Origin of the sequence: Streptomyces sp. NBC_00094, assembly GCF_026343125.1 — a bacterium.
Lineage (GTDB): Bacteria > Actinomycetota > Actinomycetes > Streptomycetales > Streptomycetaceae > Streptomyces.
The window spans coordinates 3,414,858-3,436,761 of the sequence record NZ_JAPEMB010000001.1; the positions used below are offsets into that span (position 1 = coordinate 3,414,858).

Annotated in this window: 18 protein-coding genes; 6 read left to right on the forward strand and 12 right to left on the reverse strand. The window is 71.1% G+C overall.

Going from position 1 to position 21,904, the window contains the following annotated elements; all coding sequences use genetic code 11:
* Positions 1-41 precede the first annotated feature (41 nt).
* Positions 42-617 carry a large conductance mechanosensitive channel protein MscL gene (mscL, locus tag OG580_RS14730; RefSeq protein WP_267044129.1) on the forward strand — a complete coding sequence of 192 codons (576 nt, stop codon included), beginning with the start codon at positions 42-44 and terminating at the stop codon, positions 615-617.
* 19 nt (positions 618-636) lie between these two features.
* Here mscL and OG580_RS14735 read toward each other — a convergent pair whose 3' ends face one another.
* The 9 genes from OG580_RS14735 to OG580_RS14775 all read right to left on the reverse strand — a co-directional run bounded on the left by OG580_RS14735 (position 637) and on the right by OG580_RS14775 (position 10,924).
* The gene (locus tag OG580_RS14735) at positions 637-858 is read right to left on the reverse strand and encodes a hypothetical protein (RefSeq protein WP_267044130.1); all 222 of its coding nucleotides are present in this window, start codon (positions 856-858) and stop codon (positions 637-639) included.
* 42 nt (positions 859-900) lie between these two features.
* Positions 901-1,305: a hypothetical protein gene (locus tag OG580_RS14740; RefSeq protein WP_267044131.1), complete on the reverse strand. Its 405-nt coding sequence runs from the start codon at positions 1,303-1,305 to the stop codon at positions 901-903.
* Positions 1,302-1,982, reverse strand: coding sequence for a ubiquinol-cytochrome c reductase iron-sulfur subunit (locus tag OG580_RS14745; RefSeq protein ID WP_267044132.1), 681 nt, complete (start codon positions 1,980-1,982; stop codon positions 1,302-1,304). The genes OG580_RS14740 and OG580_RS14745 overlap by 4 nt, the downstream gene beginning before the upstream one ends.
* The gene (locus tag OG580_RS14750) at positions 1,979-2,626 is read right to left on the reverse strand and encodes a 4Fe-4S dicluster domain-containing protein (protein ID WP_267044133.1); all 648 of its coding nucleotides are present in this window, start codon (positions 2,624-2,626) and stop codon (positions 1,979-1,981) included. The genes OG580_RS14745 and OG580_RS14750 overlap by 4 nt, the downstream gene beginning before the upstream one ends.
* Positions 2,627-2,633: 7 nt before the next feature.
* The gene (locus OG580_RS14755) at positions 2,634-4,958 is read right to left on the reverse strand and encodes a molybdopterin oxidoreductase family protein (protein ID WP_267044134.1); all 2,325 of its coding nucleotides are present in this window, start codon (positions 4,956-4,958) and stop codon (positions 2,634-2,636) included.
* Positions 4,955-5,974, reverse strand: a complete 1,020-nt coding sequence (locus OG580_RS14760; protein WP_267048008.1) for an MFS transporter — start codon at positions 5,972-5,974, stop codon at positions 4,955-4,957. The genes OG580_RS14755 and OG580_RS14760 overlap by 4 nt, the downstream gene beginning before the upstream one ends.
* 205 nt (positions 5,975-6,179) lie before the next feature.
* Positions 6,180-6,965, reverse strand: a complete 786-nt coding sequence (gene pflA, locus OG580_RS14765) for a pyruvate formate-lyase-activating protein (protein ID WP_267044135.1) — start codon at positions 6,963-6,965, stop codon at positions 6,180-6,182.
* A gap of 68 nt (positions 6,966-7,033) precedes the next feature.
* Entirely contained in the window at positions 7,034-9,283 is a 2,250-nt protein-coding gene (gene pflB, locus OG580_RS14770; RefSeq protein WP_267044136.1) for a formate C-acetyltransferase, read from the reverse strand.
* Positions 9,284-9,490: 207 nt separating this feature from the next.
* Positions 9,491-10,924, reverse strand: coding sequence for an MFS transporter (locus tag OG580_RS14775; RefSeq protein WP_267044137.1), 1,434 nt, complete (start codon positions 10,922-10,924; stop codon positions 9,491-9,493).
* A gap of 352 nt (positions 10,925-11,276) precedes the next feature.
* On the opposite strand from OG580_RS14775, the gene OG580_RS14780 reads away from it, so the two are divergent.
* The 3 genes from OG580_RS14780 to OG580_RS14790 all read left to right on the forward strand — a co-directional run bounded on the left by OG580_RS14780 (position 11,277) and on the right by OG580_RS14790 (position 14,681).
* Positions 11,277-12,452 (forward strand): low temperature requirement protein A, encoded by a 1,176-nt coding sequence (locus tag OG580_RS14780; RefSeq protein ID WP_267044138.1) that lies wholly within the window; start codon positions 11,277-11,279, stop codon positions 12,450-12,452.
* 124 nt (positions 12,453-12,576) lie between these two features.
* Positions 12,577-13,761, forward strand: a complete 1,185-nt coding sequence (locus OG580_RS14785) for a P1 family peptidase (protein WP_267044139.1) — start codon at positions 12,577-12,579, stop codon at positions 13,759-13,761.
* A 74-nt stretch (positions 13,762-13,835) separates the two neighbouring features.
* The gene (locus tag OG580_RS14790; protein ID WP_267044140.1) at positions 13,836-14,681 is read left to right on the forward strand and encodes a DUF6227 family protein; all 846 of its coding nucleotides are present in this window, start codon (positions 13,836-13,838) and stop codon (positions 14,679-14,681) included.
* A 36-nt stretch (positions 14,682-14,717) separates the two neighbouring features.
* On the opposite strand, the gene OG580_RS14795 is transcribed toward OG580_RS14790, so the two are convergent.
* Positions 14,718-15,872: a glycosyltransferase gene (locus tag OG580_RS14795; RefSeq protein ID WP_267044141.1), complete on the reverse strand. Its 1,155-nt coding sequence runs from the start codon at positions 15,870-15,872 to the stop codon at positions 14,718-14,720.
* Positions 15,873-16,150: 278 nt separating this feature from the next.
* Here OG580_RS14795 and OG580_RS36150 point away from each other — a divergent pair, with 278 nt between their 5' ends.
* Positions 16,151-17,905 (forward strand): hypothetical protein, encoded by a 1,755-nt coding sequence (locus tag OG580_RS36150; protein ID WP_323182568.1) that lies wholly within the window; start codon positions 16,151-16,153, stop codon positions 17,903-17,905.
* A 66-nt stretch (positions 17,906-17,971) separates the two neighbouring features.
* On the opposite strand, the gene OG580_RS14805 is transcribed toward OG580_RS36150, so the two are convergent.
* Positions 17,972-19,504: an MFS transporter gene (locus OG580_RS14805; RefSeq protein WP_267044142.1), complete on the reverse strand. Its 1,533-nt coding sequence runs from the start codon at positions 19,502-19,504 to the stop codon at positions 17,972-17,974.
* A gap of 62 nt (positions 19,505-19,566) precedes the next feature.
* On the opposite strand from OG580_RS14805, the gene OG580_RS14810 reads away from it, so the two are divergent.
* Entirely contained in the window at positions 19,567-20,526 is a 960-nt protein-coding gene (locus OG580_RS14810) for a YafY family protein (protein WP_267044143.1), read from the forward strand.
* Positions 20,527-20,709: 183 nt separating this feature from the next.
* Here the strand turns inward: OG580_RS14810 and OG580_RS14815 are convergent, their stop codons facing one another.
* Entirely contained in the window at positions 20,710-21,753 is a 1,044-nt protein-coding gene (locus OG580_RS14815; RefSeq protein ID WP_267044144.1) for an RNA polymerase sigma factor RpoD/SigA, read from the reverse strand.
* Between the last annotated feature and the right edge of the window lie 151 nt (positions 21,754-21,904).

Genomic DNA, 21,904 nt, shown 5'->3' on the forward strand with positions numbered 1-21,904 from the left:
CGTGTGTACGGATTGGACGCCTCTGCGCCGTTCACGGCGTAATGGCTCCGCACACAGCACACACGACGAGAACGAAAGGCACCTTGGTGGCCGAGAAGAAGGAAAGCTTGCTCGGAGGCTTCAAGGCCTTCTTGATGCGCGGCAACGTGATCGACCTGGCGGTCGCGGTCGTGATCGGCGCCGCGTTCACCAACATCGTGAACTCGGTCGTCAAGGGCATCATCAACCCGGTCGTCGGCGCCTTCGGCACGAAGGACCTGGAGAGCTACTCGTCCTGCATCAAGGGCACCTGCGTGGTGGTCAACGGCGAGGTACAGGGCGTCCAGCTCCAGTGGGGCCTGGTCCTCAGCGCGGTCCTGAGCTTCATCATCACCGCGGGCGTCGTCTACTTCCTGATGGTCCTGCCGATGGCCAAGATCCTCGCCAAGCGTGCCGCGCACGACAAGGCGAAGGAAGGCGTCGCGGAGACCATGGAGATCAGCGAGCTGGAGGTGCTCAAGGAGATCCGCGACCACCTCGTCGCCCAGCGCAACCACTCCACGGGGACGGGCACGGGGACGGGCACGGGCTCCGGTTCGGGCTCCGGCGGTGGCACGGGGACGCACCCCACCTCCTGACCGGCGGAGCACGCCGGAATCAGAGGTGGTGCGGCGGCTTCTCGTCGAGGAAGCGCGCGAGGTCGGCGGCGCTGTCGCTGCCGGCCGGAGGCCGCTCGCCCCACCCGCGGTCCGTGTCGTCCGCGGACTGCTGGTCCAGCGGATCGTCGAAGACGAGTACCGGCTTCGGCGTGTTCTCGGGACTGGGCCTGGAGCCGGGCCGCTTCGCGTCTCGCGGTCCGTGGGCGGGGGCGGTACTCATGCCTTCAGGGTACGCCCGCTCCCCCGCCCCGTACCCCGCTGATCAGCGGTCCTTCGGGTCGATGAGCCAGAGGCCGAGCACCACCAGGAACGACAGGACGAGGAAGCCCGCGCCCCACCACGCGGTGCCGGTGTCGCCGGACATCCACTCGTCCACCACGATCGTCAGCCCCCAGAGCTGGCCGATGACGACCGTGAGCGCCAGCGCGAGACGCGCGGACAGCTTCGAGGAGCGCTCCGGCTCCTGCTCCGTACCGGCTCCCGGGCCCGGGCCGGTGTGCCGGACGCGGGGGTCGCCGTAGCCGCTGGTGGGGCGGATCTGCGGATAGCGCTCGTGGACCGGCCGGTTCAGGCGGGGCTGGGCGCTGCCGGGGGTGTACGCGGGCGGCGGCGGGGGTTCCGGTGCCTCCGGCGCCCCGGGGTCCCGGGGGAACGGGGTCTCGCTCATGTCCGCTCACTCCTCTCGGCCGTCTTCCCGTCGGCGCCGCTCGGGACCGCGCTCGGGCCGGCCGGGCCGCCGGCGCCGAAGCCGGGGCAGCCCGGGCGGTCGTCGCCGTTCTGGCGGCAGAAGCCCTCGACGGCGCTCTCGCCCGAGCGGGCGGTGCCGATCGCCCAGACGCTGCCGTCGACCTGCTCGACGAGCAGGACCTTCGGCAGGCCCCTCGGCGGCGGTCCCGCCGTGACCTCTCCCGTACGGGCGTCGAAGATCCCCTCGTGGCAGGGGCAGTACAGCTCTCCCTCGCTGCCGCGCTCCTTGCGCCACAACACGGCGCAGGCGAGGTGGGTGCAGACGGCGGAGTAGCCGGCGAGGGTGCCGTCGTCCATGCGGACGGCGATGGCCCTGTCCTCGTCGCCCGGGTAGCGGAAGGCGAGCGACTCTCCCGGCTCGATCCGGTCGGCGACCTTCTTGATCTCGGGTGCCTCGTCGCTGTCGCCGTGGCGGTGCAGGATGCCGGAGGCGACGGCGACGCCGCCGACGGCGAGGCCGCCGGAGACGGTGGCGACGATCCGCAGGTAGTCGCGGCGGGTGGTGAGGGAGTCGGCGGCGATCCGGTCGCGGAGCGCCTCCTGGGCCGCGTCGGCGCGGGGGTCCGGCGCCGGCGGCTGGGGGTCGGTGACGCTCATCGGACTCCCTCCCGTCGCCCGCCGCCACCCTTGTTCGAGTTCGCTTCGCTCACGTCCACCCCATTGATCTCGACGACGGGGAGCCCTCCGGGGACCGGCCACTGGACCTTGTCGGCGGGGACGACCATCGCGACGCCGGTGGTGACGGTGGTGGAGCCGAAGGTGAAGGAGTCCGCGACCTGGACGCCGGGGCGTTCGGCCTGGAGCTCTTCGAGGGTTCCGTAGAAGAGGGCGCCGGTGGGACAGACGGTGGCGCACATGGGGGCGAGTCCGTAGGCGGTGCGGTCGTAGCAGAGGTTGCACTTCATCTGGAGCTTCGCCTGGAGGTCGATCTTGGGGACGCCGAAGGGGCAGGCGTTGACGCAGTTGGCGCAGCCGATGCAGCGGGTGGTGTCGGCCTGCTGCACGACACCGTCGGCGGTCACGAGGATCGCGTCGGCGGGGCAGACCTCGGCGCACGGGGCGACGGGGTCCTCGCAGTGCATGCAGACGGTGGGAAGGGAGGCGACGGAGTGGCCCTCGTCGGGGTAGTCGAGGTGGATCATCGACTTGCCGCGGTGGGAGTCGCATTCGCGGCAGGCGGAGACGCAGGCCTGGCAGCCGATGCAGCGGCCCGGGTCGATGAAGATCGTGCGGCCCATCATGTGCGGGTCAGCTCCTCTCCGCGGTGCCGCGGCCCTGGGGGGAGGTGGGGGGCAGCGGGTCGGTGCGGGAGACCTGGGTCTCCGGGTAGGCCCGGTGCCCGGGGGCGGTGGGCGGGGCGGGGACCTCGTCGACGCGTTCGGCGGCCTCGATGCGGGCCGCGCAGACCTTGTACTCCGGGATCTTGGAGCGGGGGTCGAGGGCGTCGATGGTGAGGGCGTTGGCCGCGGTGGGGACGGGCCAGTGGTAGGGGATGAAGACGGTGTCGGGGCGGATGGCCTCGGTGACGAGGGCGGGGAAGACCTCGCTGCCGCGGCGGGTGACGACGCGGACGGGGTCGCCGTTGCGGAAGCCGTGGGAGGGGTGGACCTCGACCCAGGGGCGGGGGGTCTGTTCGACGAGGGCGCCGAGCCGGCGGGTCTGGTTGCCGGAGAGGAAGTGGGCGACGGTCCGGCCGGTGGTGAGCGAGAGGGGGTACTCCTCGCTGTACGGGTCCATCGGCGGGTGCCATTCGACGACCTGCATATGGGTCTTGCCGTCGGCGTGGTACGTCCTGCCGTCCTCGAAGAGGCGCGGGGTGCCGGGGTGTTCGGTGCTCGGGCAGGGCCAGGCGATGCCGCCGGTCTCCTCCAGCCGTTCGTAGGTGATGCCGTAGTAGTCGTTGACCGTGCCGGCGGAGGCGACGCGGAGCTCCTCGAAGACGGAGCGGGAGTCGGGGAAGTCGAACTTGTCCCCGGCGCCGAGCCGCTTGGCGAGTTCGCACATGACCCAGGTGTCGGTACGGACGCCGGCGGGGGGTTCCTGGGCCTTGTTGTGCTTGACGACCCGGGCCTCGGCGTTGGCCATGACGCCCTCGTCCTCGGCCCAGACGGTGACGGGGAAGACGACGTGGGCGTTGGCGGCGGTCTCGGAGAGGAAGAAGTCGAACTGGGCGTGGAACTCGAGGGTGTCGTAGCCGTCCTTGACGGTGGCGTAGTTCGGAAGGGAGACGAAGGGGTTGTTGCAGATGCCGACGAGTCCGCGGATCTCCTGGCGTTGCATCTGCCAGACCATCTCCATCATGGAGGTGCCGGCGAGGGGGAGCTCGGCCTCGTCGACGCCCCAGATCTCGCAGATCTGGCGGCGGTGCTCGGGGTTGGTGATGGAGCGGCCGCCGGGGAGGAGGTCGGACTTCTGGCCGTGTTCGCGGCCGCCCTGGCCGTTGCCCTGGCCGGTGATGGTGCCGTAGCCGGCGCCGGGCTTGCCGATGTTCCCGGTGGCGACGCAGAGGTTGATGATCGAGAGGCAGTTCTCGACGCCCTGGGAGTGGTGCTCGACGCCGCGGGCGTGCCAGGCCATGGCCTTGCCCGCGCCGGCGAACATGCGGGCGACCTGGACGATCTGCTCCTCGGGGACGCCGCAGATCGTGGCGGAGCGGGAGGGCGGATAGTCGGCGACGGTCTTCCTGACCTCGTCCCAGCCGGTGGTGTGGGCGGCGAGGTAGGCCTCGTCGGTGAGGCCTTCGGCGACGACGACGTGGAGGACGGCGTTGAAGAACGCGGAATCCGTGCCGGGCTTGAGGGCGACGTGGACGTCGGCGGTGCGGGCGACGGCCGTCTCTCGGGGGTCGATGACGATGAGGGTCGCGCCCCGGTCGCGGGCTCCCCACAGGTACTGGGTCATGACGGGGAAGCACTCGCCGACGTTGGAGCCGGCGATGAGGAGGCAGTCGGTGAGGAGGATGTCGGAGAAGGGGTTGCCGGCTCGGTCGATGCCGAAGGCGAGCTTGTTGGCGCCGGCGGCGGAGACCATGCAGAGCCGGCCGTTGTAGTCGACGTGCCGGGACTTGAGGGCGACGCGGGCGAACTTGCCGACGAGGTAGGTCTTCTCGGAGAAGAGGCTGGCGCCGCCGAGGAGCCCGAAGGCGTCGTTGCCGTACTCGCCCTGGATGCGGCGGATCTCGGCGACGGTGTGGTCGAGGGCCTCCTCCCAGCTGACCTCGCGGAACTCCTCGTCGCGGTTCTTGCGCATGAGGGGTGCGGTGAGCCGGTCGGGGTGGTTGACCTGCTGGTAGGCGTTGATGCCCTTGGGGCAGAGCCGCATCCGGTTGATGTCGTGGTTGCGGGGTTCGACGCCGAAGACCTTGCCTCCGCGGTCGACGCGGAGGTACATGCCGCACTGGACGCCGCAGAAGCAGCAGTGGGTGGGGACGAGCGTCTCGCCGTTCTGGTCGGCGTGCCAGCGGTCGGCGGGGATGCCTCCGGCGTCGCGGAAGTTGCGGGTGCCGGGCGGAGCGAGGGAGGGATCGAGCGGCACCGGCCGCCCGGGGGTGGTCACGGGGTCGGTCGCGGTCACTTGAAGCCCTTCTTCACGTGGTCGAGGTAGGCGCTGCCGCGGAGGACGCGCTTGCAGCGGGGGCAGTACTCGGTCCACTCGTCGAAGCCCAGGTCGAGGTCGCGCATGGTGCCCTGGAGGTTCTCGACGTAGGGGGCGGTGTCGATGGGTTCGTGGCAGCGGCGGCAGGCGAGGACCTCTTCGTCCTGGCGGCGCGAGGTGTACTTGAAGAGCTGCATGCCGACGGCCGCGGGCCGCTGGACGATGTGGAAGAACTTCCCGAAGGGGATGTAGATGAGGGTGAAGACCACGGACACCATGTGGAGGATGGCGAGGAACTCGTAGCCGCCGCCGTGCAGGAAGATCGACGAGAAGGTGAGCAGGAGCCCCGTCACGGAGATGACGATGAGGGCGATGAGGGGCACCAGGTCGTAGGCGAACCGCTGGCCGGTGATGGCTCCGCGGTCCTTCATACGGCGCCAGAGGAAGTAGGAGGCGCCGGCGATGACGAGGACGGCCGCGATGTCGAGTCCGTGGAACATGAGCCAGCCGAGGACGCTGAGGGCGTCGAAGCCGATGACCTTGAAGCCCCAGATCCGCATCTCGTAGCCGGGTCCCGAGCCGGTGGACGAGGTGAAGGTGAACCAGCCCCAGGTGAGGGGGAAGGTGATCGCGGCGGCGAGCAGACAGCCCCAGAAGACGAGCTGGTGGGCGGCCCAGCGGGCGTGCGAGCGGGCACCGAGGAACTTCTGGAAGCCGAGGTAGGTGGCGATCATCCGGGGCAGCGCGGTGGGGGCCTTGCGGAAGTTCGCGGCGGAGAAGAAGGAGCGCCAGCCCTGCCGGAAGAGGCGGCGGGCGCCGGGGGCGGAGATCCAGACGGTGTACCGGTAGGCGACGCCGAAGGCGAGGAAGACCGTGGCGACGGCGTACGGCAGGAGGGCCGAGTCGAAGTCGCGGAGGAGGCGGCTGCCGAAGACGATCGCGAGGATCAGGAGCACGGAGACGACGGCGCCCGTGAGGGAGGCGCGGCGGCGCACGGCGGCGGGGGTCTGCGGCTCGGGGCCGGCGGCCGCGGGGGCCCCGGGCGCGAGGTCCGCGGACGCGGGGGCGGTGTCTCCGGGAGTCGGGTCTCCGGGGGCGGGGCTCGGCTCGGCTGTCTGCGGTGGCTCGGTCACGCGGCCACGCTAAGGGCGGGCGTACCCTTTCGTCCTGTTTTGCGAGGTGGCGGGGTGAGCGCGTCGCTCAGACGGCGTGCAGGCCGTGGGAGAGGAAGACCTCGCGGGCATCGGCGACCTGCTCGGGCGTCGGGGACGGGGTGTCGTGCAGGGTGAACGGCTTGGCGAGTGCCTGCCACTTCGCTTCGCCCAGCTTGTGGAAGGGGAGGACGTCCACGCGGGAGACGTTGCCGAGGCCGGCGGCGAAGGCGGCGACTCCCTCGACGTTGGCGGGGTCGTCGGTGAGCCCCGGGACGAGCACGAAGCGGACGTGGACCTCCTGGCCGAGGTCGGCGAGGCGCCGGGCGAAGTCCAGGGTGGGCCGCAGCGGCCGCCCGGTGACCTTCTTGTACGTGTCCGGGTCCCAGGACTTGATGTCGAGAAGGACGAGGTCGGTGTCGCGGAGCAAGGCGTCGGTGGCGCGGACGCCGAGGAAGCCCGAGGTGTCGAGGGCCGTGTGGAGGCCGAGCTCGTGCTTCATCCGGTGCAGGAGCTCGCCGGTGAAGACGGGCTGGAGGAGCGGTTCCCCGCCGGAGAGGGTGGCTCCGCCACCGGAGGCGGCGATGAAGCGGACGTACTTGCGCGCCTCGGCGATCACGTCGTCGGCGGAGGTCCTCTTGCCGTTGCGCATCTTCCAGGTGTCGGGGTTGTGGCAGTAGAGGCAGGTGAGGGGGCAGCCGGAGAGGAAGGTGACGAAGCGGGTGCCGGGTCCGTCGACACCGGTGGACAGGTCCCAGGAGTGGACCGAGCCCTCGGAGGGCCGGTGGGTCGCCGCGGCGGCCGGGGTGGCGGGTCCGATGGTGAGGCTGGTCATGGCAGGACCTCCTTCGGAGGGTGTCGGGCACGGCCCGGGGCCGGGGTGAGGGCAAGACACCCCCAGGGCTACAGCGAGCCGTGGAAGGTGCGGTTCAGGACGTCGAGCTGCTGCTCGCGCGTGAGCCGGACGAAGTTGACCGCGTATCCGGAGACCCGGATGGTCAGCTGCGGATGGTTCTCCGGGTGCTCCATGGCGTCCATCAGCACGTCGCGGTTGAGGACGTTGACGTTCATGTGGAAGCCGTCGCTCGCCATGTAGCCGTCGAGGACGCCCGCGAGGTTCTTGATCCGCTCCTCGGGGGTGCGGCCCAGACCGTCGGGGGTGACGGTGTTGGTGAGCGAGATGCCGTCCTCGGCGTCCTCGTACGGGAGCTTGGCGACCGAGAGGGCCGAGGCCACGTAGCCGTGGGTGTCGCGGCCGTTCATCGGGTTGGCGCCCGGCGAGAAGGGCTCGCCGGCGCGACGCCCGTCGGGGGTGTTGCCGGTCTTCCTGCCGTAGACGACGTTGGAGGTGATGGTCAGCACGGACTGGGTGTGCTCGGCGTCGCGGTACGTCGGGTGCTTGCGCACCTTCCGCATGAACTCCTCGACGAGCCGGACGGCGATCTCGTCGACGCGCTCGTCGTTGTTGCCGTACGCCGGGTACTCGCCGTCGACCACGTAGTCGGTGGCGAGACCGGTCTCGTCCCGGACCGGGGTGACCTCGGCGTACTTCACGGCGGCGAGGGAGTCGGCGGCGACGGAGAGTCCGGCGATGCCGCAGGCCATGGTGCGGCGCACGTCGCGGTCGTGGAGCGCCATCTCGACGCGCTCGTAGGCGTACCGGTCGTGCATGTAGTGGATGACGTTCAGGGCGTGCACGTACACGCTCGCGAGCCACTCCATCTGCTCGTCGAACCGGGCCATGACCTCGTCGTAGTCGAGGACCTCGGCGGTGATGGGCCCGCCGCCGACGGGGCCTACCTGGGCGCCGGACTTCTCGTCGCGGCCGCCGTTGATCGCGTAGAGGAGGGTCTTGGCCAGGTTCACGCGGGCGCCGAAGAACTGCATCTGCTTGCCGACGGGCATCGCGGAGACGCAGCAGGCGATGGCGGTGTCGTCGCCGAAGCGGGGGCGCATCAGCTCGTCCGACTCGTACTGGACGGAGGAGGTGTCGATGGAGACCCGGGCACAGAACTCCTTGAAGCCCTGCGGAAGCTGCGGCGACCAGAAGACGGTCATGTTCGGCTCGGGGGCCGGGCCGAGGTTGTAGAGGGTCTGGAGGTAGCGGAAGGAGGTCTTCGTGACCAGCGGGCGGCCGTCCTCGCCCATGCCGGCGATGGACTCGGTGACCCAGGTGGGGTCGCCGGAGAACAGCTCGTCGTACTCGGGCGTGCGCAGGAAGCGGACGATGCGGAGCTTGATGATGAAGTCGTCGACGATCTCCTGCGCCTGCTCCTCGGTGAGGAGGCCCTCCTCGATGTCGCGCTGGAGGTAGACGTCGAGGAACGTGGACGTCCGGCCGAGGGACATCGCCGCGCCGTTCTGCTCCTTCACGGCGGCGAGGTAGGCGAAGTACAGCCACTGGACGGCCTCGTGGCCGTTGGCGGCGGCGCCCGAGATGTCGTGGCCGTAGGAGGCGGCCATCGCCTTGAGTTCGCCGAGGGCGCGGATCTGCTCGGAGAGCTCCTCACGGAGGCGGATGGTCTCCTCCAGCGAACGGTTCCCGGCGGGGAGGGCGTTGAGCTCCTCCTTCTCCTCCTTCTTCACCGCGATGAGCCGGTCGACGCCGTAGAGCGCGACGCGGCGGTAGTCGCCGATGATGCGGCCGCGGCCGTAGGCGTCGGGGAGGCCGGTGACGATGCCGGCCTTGCGGGCGGCGCGGATCTCGGGGGTGTACGCGTCGAAGACACCGGCGTTGTGGGTCTTGCGGTACTCGGTGAAGACCTTCTCGAGGTCTGCGGAGACCGGGTAGCCGTAGGTCTCCAGGGCGCCGGCGACCATGCGCCAGCCGCCGTACGGCATGATCGCGCGCTTCAGCGGGGCGTCGGTCTGGAGGCCGACGATCAGGTCCTTGTCGCGGTCGATGTAGCCGGGGGCGTGGGCGGTGATGGTGGAGGGGATGTCGTACGCGACGTCGAGGACGCCCTTGGCGCGCTCCTCCGGGAACCTGTCCGTGATGACCTTCCACACGGCGGTGGTCCGCTCGGTGGGCCCGGCCAGGAAGGAGTCGTCGCCCTCGTACGGGGTGTAGTTCTGCTGGATGAAGTCGCGGACGTCGACGGCGTCGCGCCAGAGCCCGCCCTTGAAGCCCTTCCAGGCCTGCTCGTTCGCCATTGCCGTTGCCTCAGCAGGGGTCGCAGTCACTGCCCGCACCGCCTTCTTCGCTTCATTCGATCGCGTCGTTTCCTCCTTCCATTTCACTCCTGCCGACCGGTCGTTCCGGTCGGCGTTGGTCACCGGTCGACGGCCTTTGGTCCTGTTCCGGGTATGCCGGAAGGCCCCGCCGTGGCGGGGCCTTCTCCTCCGTGGGGAAAGGGGGGCTCAGCTGGGCGCCTCGGCGCTCTTGCGGGCGTAGAACCACCAGGTCACGACCGTGCAGCTGAGGTAGAAGGCGACGAAGCCCCACATCGCGCTGGTCACGGCCACCGAGCCGAAGAGGGCCGGGATGAAGAAGAATCCGTAGGCGGCGATGGCCGAGGTGAATCCGGTGACGGCACCCGACTCCATTTCCGCCTGCTTGAGCGCCCTGGCGTATTCCGGGGTGCCTTCCTCAAGGCCCTTGAGGTGGGTGCCGCGGAAGATCACCGGTATCTGCCGGAACGTCGATCCGTTGCCGATTCCGGAGAAGAAGAACGCGGCGAGGAAGCAGAAGAAGAAGCCGTAGAAGGAACCGCCGTCACTGCCCGAGGGCAGAAAATTGATCACGCCGACGATGGCGACGGCCATGCCCACGAAGGACAGGATCGTGACCCGGGCGCCGCCCCACTTGTCGGCGATCCAGCCGCCGCCCCAGCGGGCGAGGGCGCCGACGGCCGGGCCCATCCAGGCGTAGGTGGCGACGGAGTAGTCCGGGAACGTGGTCTTGATCAGCATCGGCAGGGCGGCGGCGAAGCCGATGAAGGAGCCGAAGGTGCCGACGTACAGCCAGGTCATCAGCCAGTTGTGCTTGCGCTTGAAGATGATCTTCTGCCGGCTGAAGGGGGTCGAGGCCACCTTGAGGTCGTTCTGCCCGAACCAGGCGACGGCGGCGAGCACCAGCAGGACCGGGACCCAGAGGAACGCGGCGTTCTGCAGGTAGACGGGGGTGCCGTCGGCCTTGTGCTGGGCGGAGCCGATCGCGATGGTCGACCAGGTGATGACGATCGGCGTGAGGAGCTGGACGACGGAGACACCGAGGTTGCCGAGACCGCCGTTGATGCCGGTCGCGCTGCCCTTCTTCGCCTTGGGGAAGAAGAAGCCGATGTTGGCGAGGGAGGAGGCGAAGTTCGCGCCGCCGATGCCACAGAGAGCGGCGATGGCGACCATCACGCCGTACGGGGTCGTCGGGTCCTGGATGGCGATGCCGAGCCAGATCAGCGGCACGATCAGCACGACCGTCGACAGCGCGGTGAAACGGCGCTGGCCGACCATCGGGCCGAGGAAGGTGTAGAGGATCCGGGCCGTGCCGCCGGTGAGGCCGGGGATGGCCGTCAGCCAGAACAGCTGCGAGGTGGAGAAGCCGAAGCCGACGTCCTTGAGGTTGGTCGCGGTGACCGACCAGACCTGCCAGACGACGAAGGCCACGAGCAGCGCCGGGACCGCGATCCACAGGTTGCGGGTGGCGACCTTCCTGCCGATGGACTTCCAGAAGAGCTCGTTCTCGGGCTCCCAGTCGGTGATCGGCCTGCCGGGGCGGTACTGCTCCGTGTCGTACGAGGCGGGCGGCCCGCTCGCCGTTCTGCTGCCCTGCTCCTGGGACCGGACTACGGAACTCATGGCGCTTCCCTGCCTTTTCGCAGACTCTCCTTGCTCTTCCAGGCTGCGCCCCGGCATAAGGGGGAGGTGAGTGCCGATGGTCGCCGGCCGGGCGGGCCTAGGTCCCGTCAGTGGCGGGTCGGAGGGACCCGCGGCCTAGGGGTGTCTTGTAGATCAGACCCCGCGAGCCCGGCCTGATCTACAAGACACCCCCTAGGTCCCGCGCCGTACGGGTCCCGCGACACCTATCCCGTACGGGCCTGTCCCTGCCGCCGTACGCGCCCCACGCTCCCGCCCCCACGTCCCGCGACACCGACCCCGTACCGCGTGGCATGCGGCAGGACGCGCCGACCCCTCTGCTGTGCTGGGGCGCATGACACAACCGTTCCTCCCCCTCACCTCGCGCTCCCGCGAGGAGTCGCACCGGGCCGCCACCCCCCTGGAACTCTTCTTCGACCTCTGCTTCGTCGTCGCCGTCGCGCAGGCCGGCGCCGAGCTCGTCCACGCGGTCGCCGAGGGCCACACCGGCGAGGGGATCGTCAACTACGCGATGGTCTTCTTCGCGATCTGGTGGGCGTGGATGAACTTCACCTGGTTCGCCTCGGCCTACGACAACGACGACGTCCTCTACCGCGTCGTCACCCTCGTCCAGATCGCCGGCGTCCTCGTCCTCGCCGCCGGCGTCTCACGCGCCTTCCAGGACCACGACTTCCTCGTCGTCTACCTCGGCTACCTGGTCATGCGGCTCGCCCTCGCCTTCCAGTGGCTGCGCGCCGCCCACCACGCCACCGACCCCGCCGAGCGGACGATGTGCCGGCGGTACGCGGGCGGGGTCGTCGCCGTCCAGATCGGCTGGCTCGCGCTGGTCCTCGCGCCCGAGCCCGCCCGCGGCTGGATCTTCCTCGTCATGGCGCTCGCGGAGATGGCCGTGCCCGTGTACGCGGAGAAGGACGCCCCCAGCACCTGGCACCCGCACCACATCGCCGAGCGGTACGGCCTGTTCACCATCATCGTGCTCGGCGAGACCGTCGCCGCCGCGACCGTCGCCGTGAAGTCCGGCGTCGTCGAGAACGACGCCCTCGGCGAGCTCCTGCCGATCGCCGTCGGCGGCCTCCTCCTCGTCTTCGCCGCCTGGTGGATCTACTTCGTCGTGCCCGCCCACGACCGGCTGACCTCCAGTCGCCAGGGCTTCCTGTGGGGCTACGGCCACTACGTCATCTTCGCCTCGGCCGCCGCCGTCGGTGCGGGCCTGGAGATCGCCGTGGAGCAGGCGGTCGGCGAGGCGCACCTCTCGACGCTCGCCGCGTCCGCCGCCGTGACCATCCCGTCGGCCGTGTTCCTGCTCTCCGTATGGCTGCTGCACGCCCGCTACTTCAAGGTCGGCGTCGCCCAGCAGCTGGTGCTGCCCGTGGCGTCGGCGGCGATCCTGCTGTGCACGTTCGCGGGCGGCTGGGCGGTCCTCGCCGCCGGACTCGTCGCGGCGGCCACGGTCGCGACCGGGGTGACACTGACCGCCCGGAACCCGGCAACCCGCGCGCCGGCCGCCTGAGGCGCCCCGCTCGGTGCGCGGCTCGTCGGGGAGGTCGGCGCCCTCCTCGCGGGGTGAACGCGGGCCCGGCCAGGGGCTGTACGGCGCACGCGCGCCGAGCCGAGCCCCGTGGTAGGGAGAGGGCATGACACAGCCCGAGAAGGCGGCGACGAAGGCGGCGACGGCGGCGGACGGCCGGGACGCGATCACCGACGTGAGCGGAGTACGCGTGGGGCACGCGCGCGTGGCCGGGCCCGGGGCGCTGAGCGGCACCACCGTCGTCCTGGCCCCGGAGGGCGGGGCCGTCGCCGCCGTGGACGTCCGGGGAGGCGGGCCCGGCACACGGGAGACGGACGCGCTCGACCCCCGGAACGTGGTCCAGCGGATCGACGCGGTCGTCCTGACCGGCGGCAGCGCGTACGGCCTGGACTCCGCCGCCGGGGTGATGGCCTGGCTGGAGGAGCGGCACCGGGGCGTGCGGGTGGGACCCGACCCCTCGCACGTGGTGCCGGTGGTGCCCGCCGCCTGCGTCTTCGACCTGGGGCGGGGCGGTGACTTCCGGGCCCGGCCGGACGCGGCGACGGGCCGCGCGGCGGTGGAGGCGGCCGACGCGAGCGGGGACCACGCGCGCGTGGAGACGGGCGCGGTCGGTGCGGGCACCGGGGCCGTCGTCGGCGGGCTGCGGGGCGGGGTGGGGACGGCGAGCACGGTCCTGGAGTCGGGGATCACCGTCGGCGCCCTGGTCGTCGTGAACGCGGTCGGGTCGGCCGTCGACCCGGCGACGGGCGTCCCGTACGGGAGCTGGTTCGAGGGCCGCGGCCTGCCCGACGTCCCGGCGGAGGCGGTGCACGAGGCGGCGCTGCGGAGGCTCGCGGAGGCCCGGGCGGCGGCCGCCCCTCCCCCGCTGAACACGACGCTCGCCGTCGTCGCCACGGACGCGGTGCTCACGCGCGCGCAGGCGCAGAAGGTCGCGGGGACGGCGCACGACGGCATCGCGCGCGCGGTGCGTCCTGTGCACCTGATGAACGACGGTGACACGGTCTTCACGCTCGCCACCGGACGGCGCGAACTCCCGGAGGAGGCCGGTCCGCTGGCCCTGAACGAGATCCTGGCGGCGGGCGCGGACCTGGTGACCCGGGCGATCGTCCGGGCCCTGCTCGCGGCCCCCGGCGGGCAGCGCGGCCCGGGCGGCGACTTCCCCTCGTACCGCGAGCTGTACGAGGGGGGCGCGACCCCCTGGCCGACCCCGGACGCGACCCCGGACGCGACGCCCGGCACGACCCCGGACGCGACCGGGGGCCCGGCCGCCACACCACCGTACTCCCGGTAACCACAAGGGAGTTGGGGAGGAAACCTGCGGGAACTTCCGGTGCGTTCCCTTCGTTTTTCCGAACGCCGGACACGATGTCAGACCCAGGGACTACGTTTAGCAAGCACCAAGTGACATGCGGCGACGGCCTGGAGACCCTCTTGAACGATCCGCAGGATCCTCACGATCCGTACGAGACGACCGAGACGCACCTTGAGCGGCTCCTCGGCAGGGCGCTCAACTCCTTCGATCTGCCCGACTCCACCGTCGAGCGCCTCGGCACGGCGCTCGCCCACTCCAGCGCGCTGCACTCCTCGCACCACAGCGCGTCGCTGCACCGCACCACCTATCGCCACACGTACCTGCTCGCCGACGGCAGCGCTCTCAGCTTGTGGGAGCTCACGCACAACGCCGGCCGGGACGGCACCGATCAGCACGAGCTGTACACGGAGGAGGCGGAGGCCCGGCTCGCCGCCTCCCGACTGCCGACCGGGCCGCTGCCGGGCTGGAGACTGGAGCGAAACGACGGCCGCGCCCTCGACGACGACGACGCCGACATGGAGCTGCTGAGCGCCCTGCTCGCCCGCCCCATACCGGCCCAGCCCCGGATGTACGTGCCGGACAACTCGGCCGACCACGCGCGCCGCGTCCTGCGGCGCGCGGAGAACGTGGACCGGCCGGGCGAGCGGACGGCACGGCGGCTCCGCCTGGCGTTCGCGCACCACATCACCCAGGCCTTCGGGCGGCAGTGCGCGGTGGAGGGTGGCCGGGACGCCGGCTTCACCCTCTACGAGCACCAGTTCCTGCTGCTCGACGGCAGCGAGGTCAGCCTGTGGGAGGTCGAGCACACGGCGACCCCCGACGGCCGGCACATGTGCGAGGTGTACGAGGACGAGCCCTCGGCCCGCCGGGCGATGGAGTTCCGCTCCCGGGTCCGCTGACACCGGCCCCGGACTCCGCTCCCGCCCCCGCGTTCCTCAGACGAGCGCGGGGGCGGGTGCGGGCTCGGAAGCGGGAGCACCCCCCTCGATCCCGGGCTCGACCTCTGCCTCGACCTCGATCCCGGCCTCGGCCAGCTTCCCCACGGCGAACGCCCGGTTGGCGCGGGTCTGTTCGCGGTACGCGGCGGGCAGGTCCGGCAGTGCGAGCAGCCGGTCGCAGGCGGCGAGCGAGGCGACGTAATCGCCCATCCAGTACGCGGTGATCGAGTACTCGAAGAGCAGCCCGTACCGGTACACCCACGGCTGCATGAACAGCAGGTCGTCCGGCTGCCTCCCGTCCAGGACGGCGGAGACGACGGCGTGGGCGGCCCGGTACCGGCGCATCTTCCGCAGCCGCGCCGTCAGCTCGTAACAGGCTTCGAGCCGCTCCGGCCGCGACTCCCAGGCCCGCGAGAGGGCGTCCATCGCGGACGGCCACACGCCGGACTCGGCCTGGAGGACACCGGACTGGAGGAGCGAGTAGTAGACCTCCTCGCCCCAGCCGCCCATGGCCGCGCGCCGCTCGTAGAGGGCGACGGCCTCGTCGGGGCGGCCCATGTCCCGCAGGGTCTGCGCGAGGTAGAAGACCGTTCGGGGGTTGGCCGGATCCCGGACGAGCTCGTCGCCCAGGAGACGGGCGTCCCGCTCGAACTTGTCGTGGCGTGAGCCGCCGTCGGCGTGGTCCTCGATGGCCAGAACGTCCAGGTTCCGCTGCACGTGGTCCCGGTCGGCCGTCAGGTACTCGTGGGTGACGCCCTCGTACCGCCAGGGCAGATCGCCCCTGACCAGGCGTTTGATGCGGTACTCCAGGGATCCCTCGTGGCGGATCATGTACGCGTCCGCGGTGAGGTCCGGCAGCGGTCCGTCCTGCCGCAGGACGTGGTCGGCGTCGATCAGCAGGAGGTAGTCGGCCCTGCCGCGGGCGTGCGCGATGTTCAGGCTGCGGTTGTGCCCGAAGTTCACCCACGGCTCCTCCCGGAGCTCGCCCGGGATGCCGGCGAGGGCGGTACGGATCAGCTCCTGGGTCCCGTCGGTGGAGCCGGTGTCGGTGATGACCCAGGTGTCCACGAGACCGCGGACGGAGGCGAGGCATCGCTCGATGACTTTGGACTCGTTCTTGACGATCATGCACAGGCAGATGGACGGCTTCACGGCAACACCACTTCCGGTGGGGGCGGGAGAGCACTCGGGGGGTGGGCGACCCTACGGGCGCCTGCCGAAGGAGCGGTGCCGCCGCGCCGACGGCCGGTTCGAGATTCGCCTTCGTGTACGCATCCGTTCGGCTAGCAGCGATACGCCATGGCGTTGGGAGTGCCGCCAGACCGTCAAGCCTTCGCAAGCGCGATCCGATGATCCGACTAGGAAGCACGAACGCTTCCCGGACATCACTCGGACCGGCCGCGGCGCGGCCGGTGGAGGAAGGAGCATGCATGCGTCCTGATGCCAGGACCAGGTCCCCGCTGGGTCCCCTGCCCCGACGACGCCCCTGGGTCGTCGGCGGGGCCATCGCCTCCGTCGCACTCGTCCTCACGGGCTTCACCTCCCAGGCGGCAGCAGCCGCCGCCTGGGACTCCCCGGGGAGGGCGACGGCAGGCCCGTCGACGGGCGACCACTGCGAGGAACGCCCCCCGCACCACGAGGACGGTCCGCCGCCTCACCACCAGGACGGCCCGCCGCCCTGGGAGTACCAGGGCGGTCCCCGCAGCGCCGACCAGAGCGGCTCGCCGGAGGCCGAAGGCCTCCAGCAGTTCCTGGACGACGTGATCCAGCCCCTGGTCGAAGGCCAGGACATCCGCGCCCTGCGCGCGGTCCCGGTCGGCGGCGGCGACGACTGCAAGGTCGGCCCAACAGGCCCGACCGGCCCGACCGGACCGCCCGGCCCGAAGGGCGACACGGGCGACACCGGGGCGACCGGAGCGACCGGAGCCACGGGTGCGACGGGTGCGACGGGTGCGACCGGAGCCACGGGCGAGACCGGAACCGCCGGCGAGACCGGTGCGACGGGAGCGACCGGCGAGACCGGAGCGACCGGCGAGACGGGAGCCACTGGAGCCACAGGTGAGACCGGCGCCACGGGCGAAACCGGAGCCACTGGAGCCACGGGCGAAACCGGCGCCACTGGTGAGACCGGAGCCACGGGTGCGACCGGCGAAACCGGCGCGACGGGTGAGACTGGAGCCACCGGAGCCACAGGTGAGACCGGCGCCACGGGCGAGACCGGAGCAACGGGCGAAACCGGAGCGACCGGCGCCACGGGCGAAACCGGAGCGACCGGCGCCACGGGCGAAACCGGCGCGACGGGTGAGACTGGAGCCACCGGAGCCACGGGCGAGACCGGCGCCACCGGTGAGACCGGAGCCACCGGAGCCACGGGCGAGACCGGCGCCACCGGTGAGACCGGAGCCACGGGAGCCACTGGCGAGACCGGAGCCACCGGTGAGACTGGAGCCACGGGAGCGACCGGCGAGACCGGCGCCACGGGCGAAACCGGAGCCACCGGAGCGACCGGCGAAACCGGCGCCACGGGCGAAACCGGAGCCACCGGAGCGACCGGCGAAACCGGCGCCACGGGCGAAACCGGAGCCACCGGAGCGACCGGCGAAACCGGCGCCACCGGCGAGACCGGAGCCACGGGAGCCACGGGCGAGACCGGAGCAACGGGCGAAACCGGAGCAACAGGCGAAACCGGAGCGACCGGCGAAACCGGAGCAACAGGCGCGACCGGCGCGACCGGCGCGACGGGTGCCACCGGCGCCACTGGTCCCACCGGGCCCTGCTCCGACATCGACCTCTTCGCCCCCTCCAGCACCGAGGACCAGCAGGCCGTGCTCACCGGCGGCAAGGTCTTCGTCGGTAGGGCGCCGTCCGCGGGCGGGATCATCGTCTGGCAGGACCTCAGCAACCCGGACGACGCCCCGGGGGATCCCGACAACGACAACTTCCCCGCCGACGCCTGCGGCGTCTCCTACGACAACCAGGGCAACACGGCCCTCGTCAAGATCGTGACCAAGGGCGGGCAGGTCTGGCAGACGGTAGGCGAGACCAACGGCGGCAACTTCATCTGGGACGACCCGTGGGTCCAGCAGACGACACCCACCCCGGTGGCACTCCGCGCGAACAAGTTCGCGCGCGCCCTGCCTCCCGGCACGTCCCGCAACCTCATCCCGGGCCTGAAGCGTCCCTGACCGACAGGTGACACGACTGAGGGGCGGTGCGCTCGCGAGCGCACCGCCCCTCTCCGCCGCAGCGGCTCAGTGCGTCAGCACCGGCTCCTTCTCCACGGTCTCCGGAGCGTCCTCGTCGCCGCCGCCCTCCAGGTGCTGCTTCGGCTTCGCCGGCAGCGCGAACATCACCAGGAAGATCGCGGCGAGCACGCCCGCCGCCCAGCCGAGCGAGTTCTGGAAGGCGTCCGTGAAGGCCGCCCCCACCTCGGTCGGCGCCTGCTGGAGGTTCCGGTCGTCGATCACGCCGAAGAAGACCACGGACACCAGGCCGAGCCCGAGCGCGTTGCCCATCTGGCCCGTGGTGTTGATCAGGCCGGACGCCGAGCCGGCGTGCTCGCGCGGTACCTCGGAGAGGACCGCGTCCGTCAGCGGGGCGACGATCAGGCCCATGCCCAGACCCATGACCACCAGCGGCGGGATCATCTGCCAGGACTCGATCCCGGTCCCGTACCGGCCCGCCACGAAGAAGTAGAGGAGGACGCCCGCGATCATCGTGAGCGCGCCCGCCTGGAGCACCTTGCGGCCGAAGCGCGGCACCAGCTTCTGCACCGAGAGGCCGGCGGCCACGGACACCGCGATCGAGAACGGCACGCCGGTGAGGCCCGCCCTCAGCGCGCTCCAGCCGAGGCCGATCTGCATGTACAGCGTCCAGACCAGGAAGAAGATGCCGAGCACGACACCGAAGGTCAGCTGTACGGCGATACCGGCGGCGAAGCTCTTCACCTTGAACAGCGACAGCTCGACGAGCGGCGAACCGTCCTTCTTCGCCTTGTACTTCTCGTAGACGACGAAGAACGCGAAGACGAACAGGCTGCCGATCATCATCAGGTGGCCCCACAGCGGCCAGTCCAGCTCACGGCCGCGCGTCAGCGGGTAGATCAGCATCAGCAGCGCCGCCGTCACGAGGAGCATGCCGACGATGTCGAGCCGGAGCGCCTTCGGCGCCTTCGACTCGGTGATGAACTTCCGGCCCAGGATCAGGCCCGCGATGCCGACCGGCAGGTTGATCAGGAAGATCGGGCGCCACTCGAGGCCGGCGATGTTCCACTCCGTGAGCAGCGCGCCGAGCAGCGGGCCGGAGACGGCGCCGAGGCCGATGATCGCGCCGAACATGCCGAAGACCTTGCCGCGCTCGTGCGCGGGGAAGGTGACGTGGATGATCGAGAGGACCTGCGGCACCATCATCGCCGCCGCCGCGCCCTGGAGGAGGCGGGAGGCGACCAGCATCTCCGGGTTCGCGGCGAAGCCGCAGAGCGCCGAGGCGAGCGTGAAGCCGGCGGTGCCGAGGAGGAAGAGCCGCTTGCGGCCGTAGATGTCACCGAGCCTGCCGCCGGTGATCAGCCCCGCCGCGAAGGCGAGGGCGTATCCGGCGGTGATCCACTGGATGGCCCCGAAGGAGGCGCCGAGGTCCCGCTCGATGCTGGGGATCGCGATGTTGACGATCGTGGCGTCGACCAGATCCATGAAGGCTGCCGTCATGACGATGGCAAGGGCGATCCACCGCCGCTTGTCACCTGTGTCCTGGGGGGCCGCATCCGTGACGGCTTCGTGTGAACTCATACGAAGAAGATAGAAGTCATCTAGGTCAAATAATGTCCTAGATGGGCCGCATCCTGGAAGGCATGACGGACACCCCGGTTCGACTCCTGAATCTGCTGTCACTCCTCCAGACCCCGCGCGAATGGCCCGGCAGCGAGCTCGCCGAGCGGCTCTCGGTCTCCCCGCGCACCATCCGGCGGGACATCGACCGCCTCCGCGACCTCGGCTATCCGGTCGAGGCGACCCTCGGCGCGGTCGGCGGCTACCGCCTCGTCGCCGGTACGGCGATGCCGCCACTGCTCCTCGACGACGAGGAGGCCGTCGCGATCGCCGTGGGCCTGCGCGCCGGCGCCGGACACGCCATCGAGGGCGTCGAGGAGGCGTCCGTACGGGCCCTGGCGAAGCTGGAACAGGTCCTGCCGGCGCGGCTGCGCCACCGGGTCTCCACCCTCCAGAACGCGACGATCCCGCTGACCAGGGGCGACGGCGCCACGGTCACGCCGGCGACCCTGACGACCCTGGCGGGCGCGGTCACGGGGCGGGAGAAACTGCGCTTCGGCTACCGGGCGGGCGACGGCGCCGAGTCGAAACGGCTGGTCGAGCCGTACCGGCTGGTGTCGACCGGGCACCGCTGGTACCTGGTCGCGTACGACCTGGAGCGCGAGGACTGGCGGACCTTCCGGGTGGACCGGGTGAGCGACCCGCTCGCGACGGCCGCCCGTTTCACACCGCGCGAGCTGCCGGCGGGCGACGCGGCCCAGCTCCTGGTCCGCTCGATGTCCCGCACCCAGCCCGAGCTGGACCTGGACGTCAGTTTCGAGGCCCCGGCCGACTTCGTGACGGCCCGCCTCCCGTCCCACCTGGTCCCGACCGCGACGGGCCCGACGACCTGCCGGCTCCGCACCCGCTCCAACGACTCCGTCGAATGGCTGGCCCTCCGCCTGGCCCTCGTGGACGCCGCCTTCACGATCCACGGCCCGCCGCCCCTCCACGCGTACGTGGAAGACCTGGCGGTCCGCCTGGCGGCGTCGACAGGAAGGTAGCGGGCCGGGGCGTCGACACGGGGGGCATCGGGCCGGGGCGTCGACACGGGGGGGCAGCCGGGGCCGGACCCGGCACCCGTGCCGCGAGGCGGCTTCGGAACGCGAAAGAGGCCCGGGGAGGGAACTCCCCGGGCCTCTTCGAGGCCCCGCACCGGACACCCCCTAAGGGGTGCCCCGGCCCGGTCAGGCCACCGCGTCGAAGCCCGTGTCGCGGGCCATCTTCTTCAGTTCCAGCAGGGCGTGCTTCTCGATCTGGCGGATCCGCTCGCGCGTCAGCCCGTGCTGCTTGCCGACCTCCGTCAGCGTCCGCTCGCGCCCGTCCTCGATCCCGTACCGCATACGGATGATCGACGCCGTGCGGTGGTCGAGCTTGGCGATGAGGTCGTCGAGCTCCTCGCTGCGCAGCAGCGTGAGCACCGACTGCTCGGGCGAGATCGCCGAGGTGTCCTCAAGGAGGTCGCCGAACTGGGTCTCGCCCTGGTCGTCCACCGACATGTTCAGCGAGACCGGGTCACGCGCCCAGTCCAGGACGTCGACGACCCGCTCCGGCTTCGTGTCCAGCTCCGTCGCGATCTCGGTCGGCTCCGGCTCCCGGCCGTGCTCCCGGTTGAACTCGCGCTGCACGCGCCGGATGCGGCCCAGCTCCTCCACCAGGTGGACGGGGAGCCGGATCGTCCGGGACTGGTCGGCGATCGACCGGGTGATGGCCTGCCGGATCCACCACGTCGCGTACGTGGAGAACTTGAAGCCCTTCGCGTAGTCGAACTTCTCGACGGCGCGCACCAGGCCCGCGTTCCCCTCCTGGATCAGGTCGAGCAGCGGCAGGCCGCTGCGGGGATAGCGCCGCGCGACGGCGACCACGAGCCGCAGGTTGGACTTGATGAAGAGGTCCTTGGCGCGCTCGCCCTCGGCGACCAGCGCTTCGAGCTCCTCGCGGGAGGCTCCGTCCGCCCCGGCCTCTCCCGACTCCGCCCCGGCCTCTCCCGAGGCGGCGGCCCGTGTCACGGTCCCGTCCAGGATCTGCTGGGCGTACACGCCGGCCTCGATCGTCTGGGACAGCTCGACCTCCTTGGCGGCGTCGAGCAGGGGTGTGCGCGCGATCTCGTCGAGGTACATGCCGACCAGGTCGCGGTCGGCGATGTCCCCGCCCACGGCGCGAACGCTGCTTGCCCGACTCGCCCCGCTCTTGGCGGAGGTCTGACGACGGGCGACGGCACGGGTTGCCATGCGTGCTCCCTTGCTGAGTAGGTCGCGACACCCTTTCGAGTGCCCTGCATCCGACGGAAACAACGACTGGAATCAGGACAGAATTCCCACCAGGCACATGGATTTTCGCGATCATGCAGTATCCTGCGCCGCTGCCACCCCTTGGGGCGCA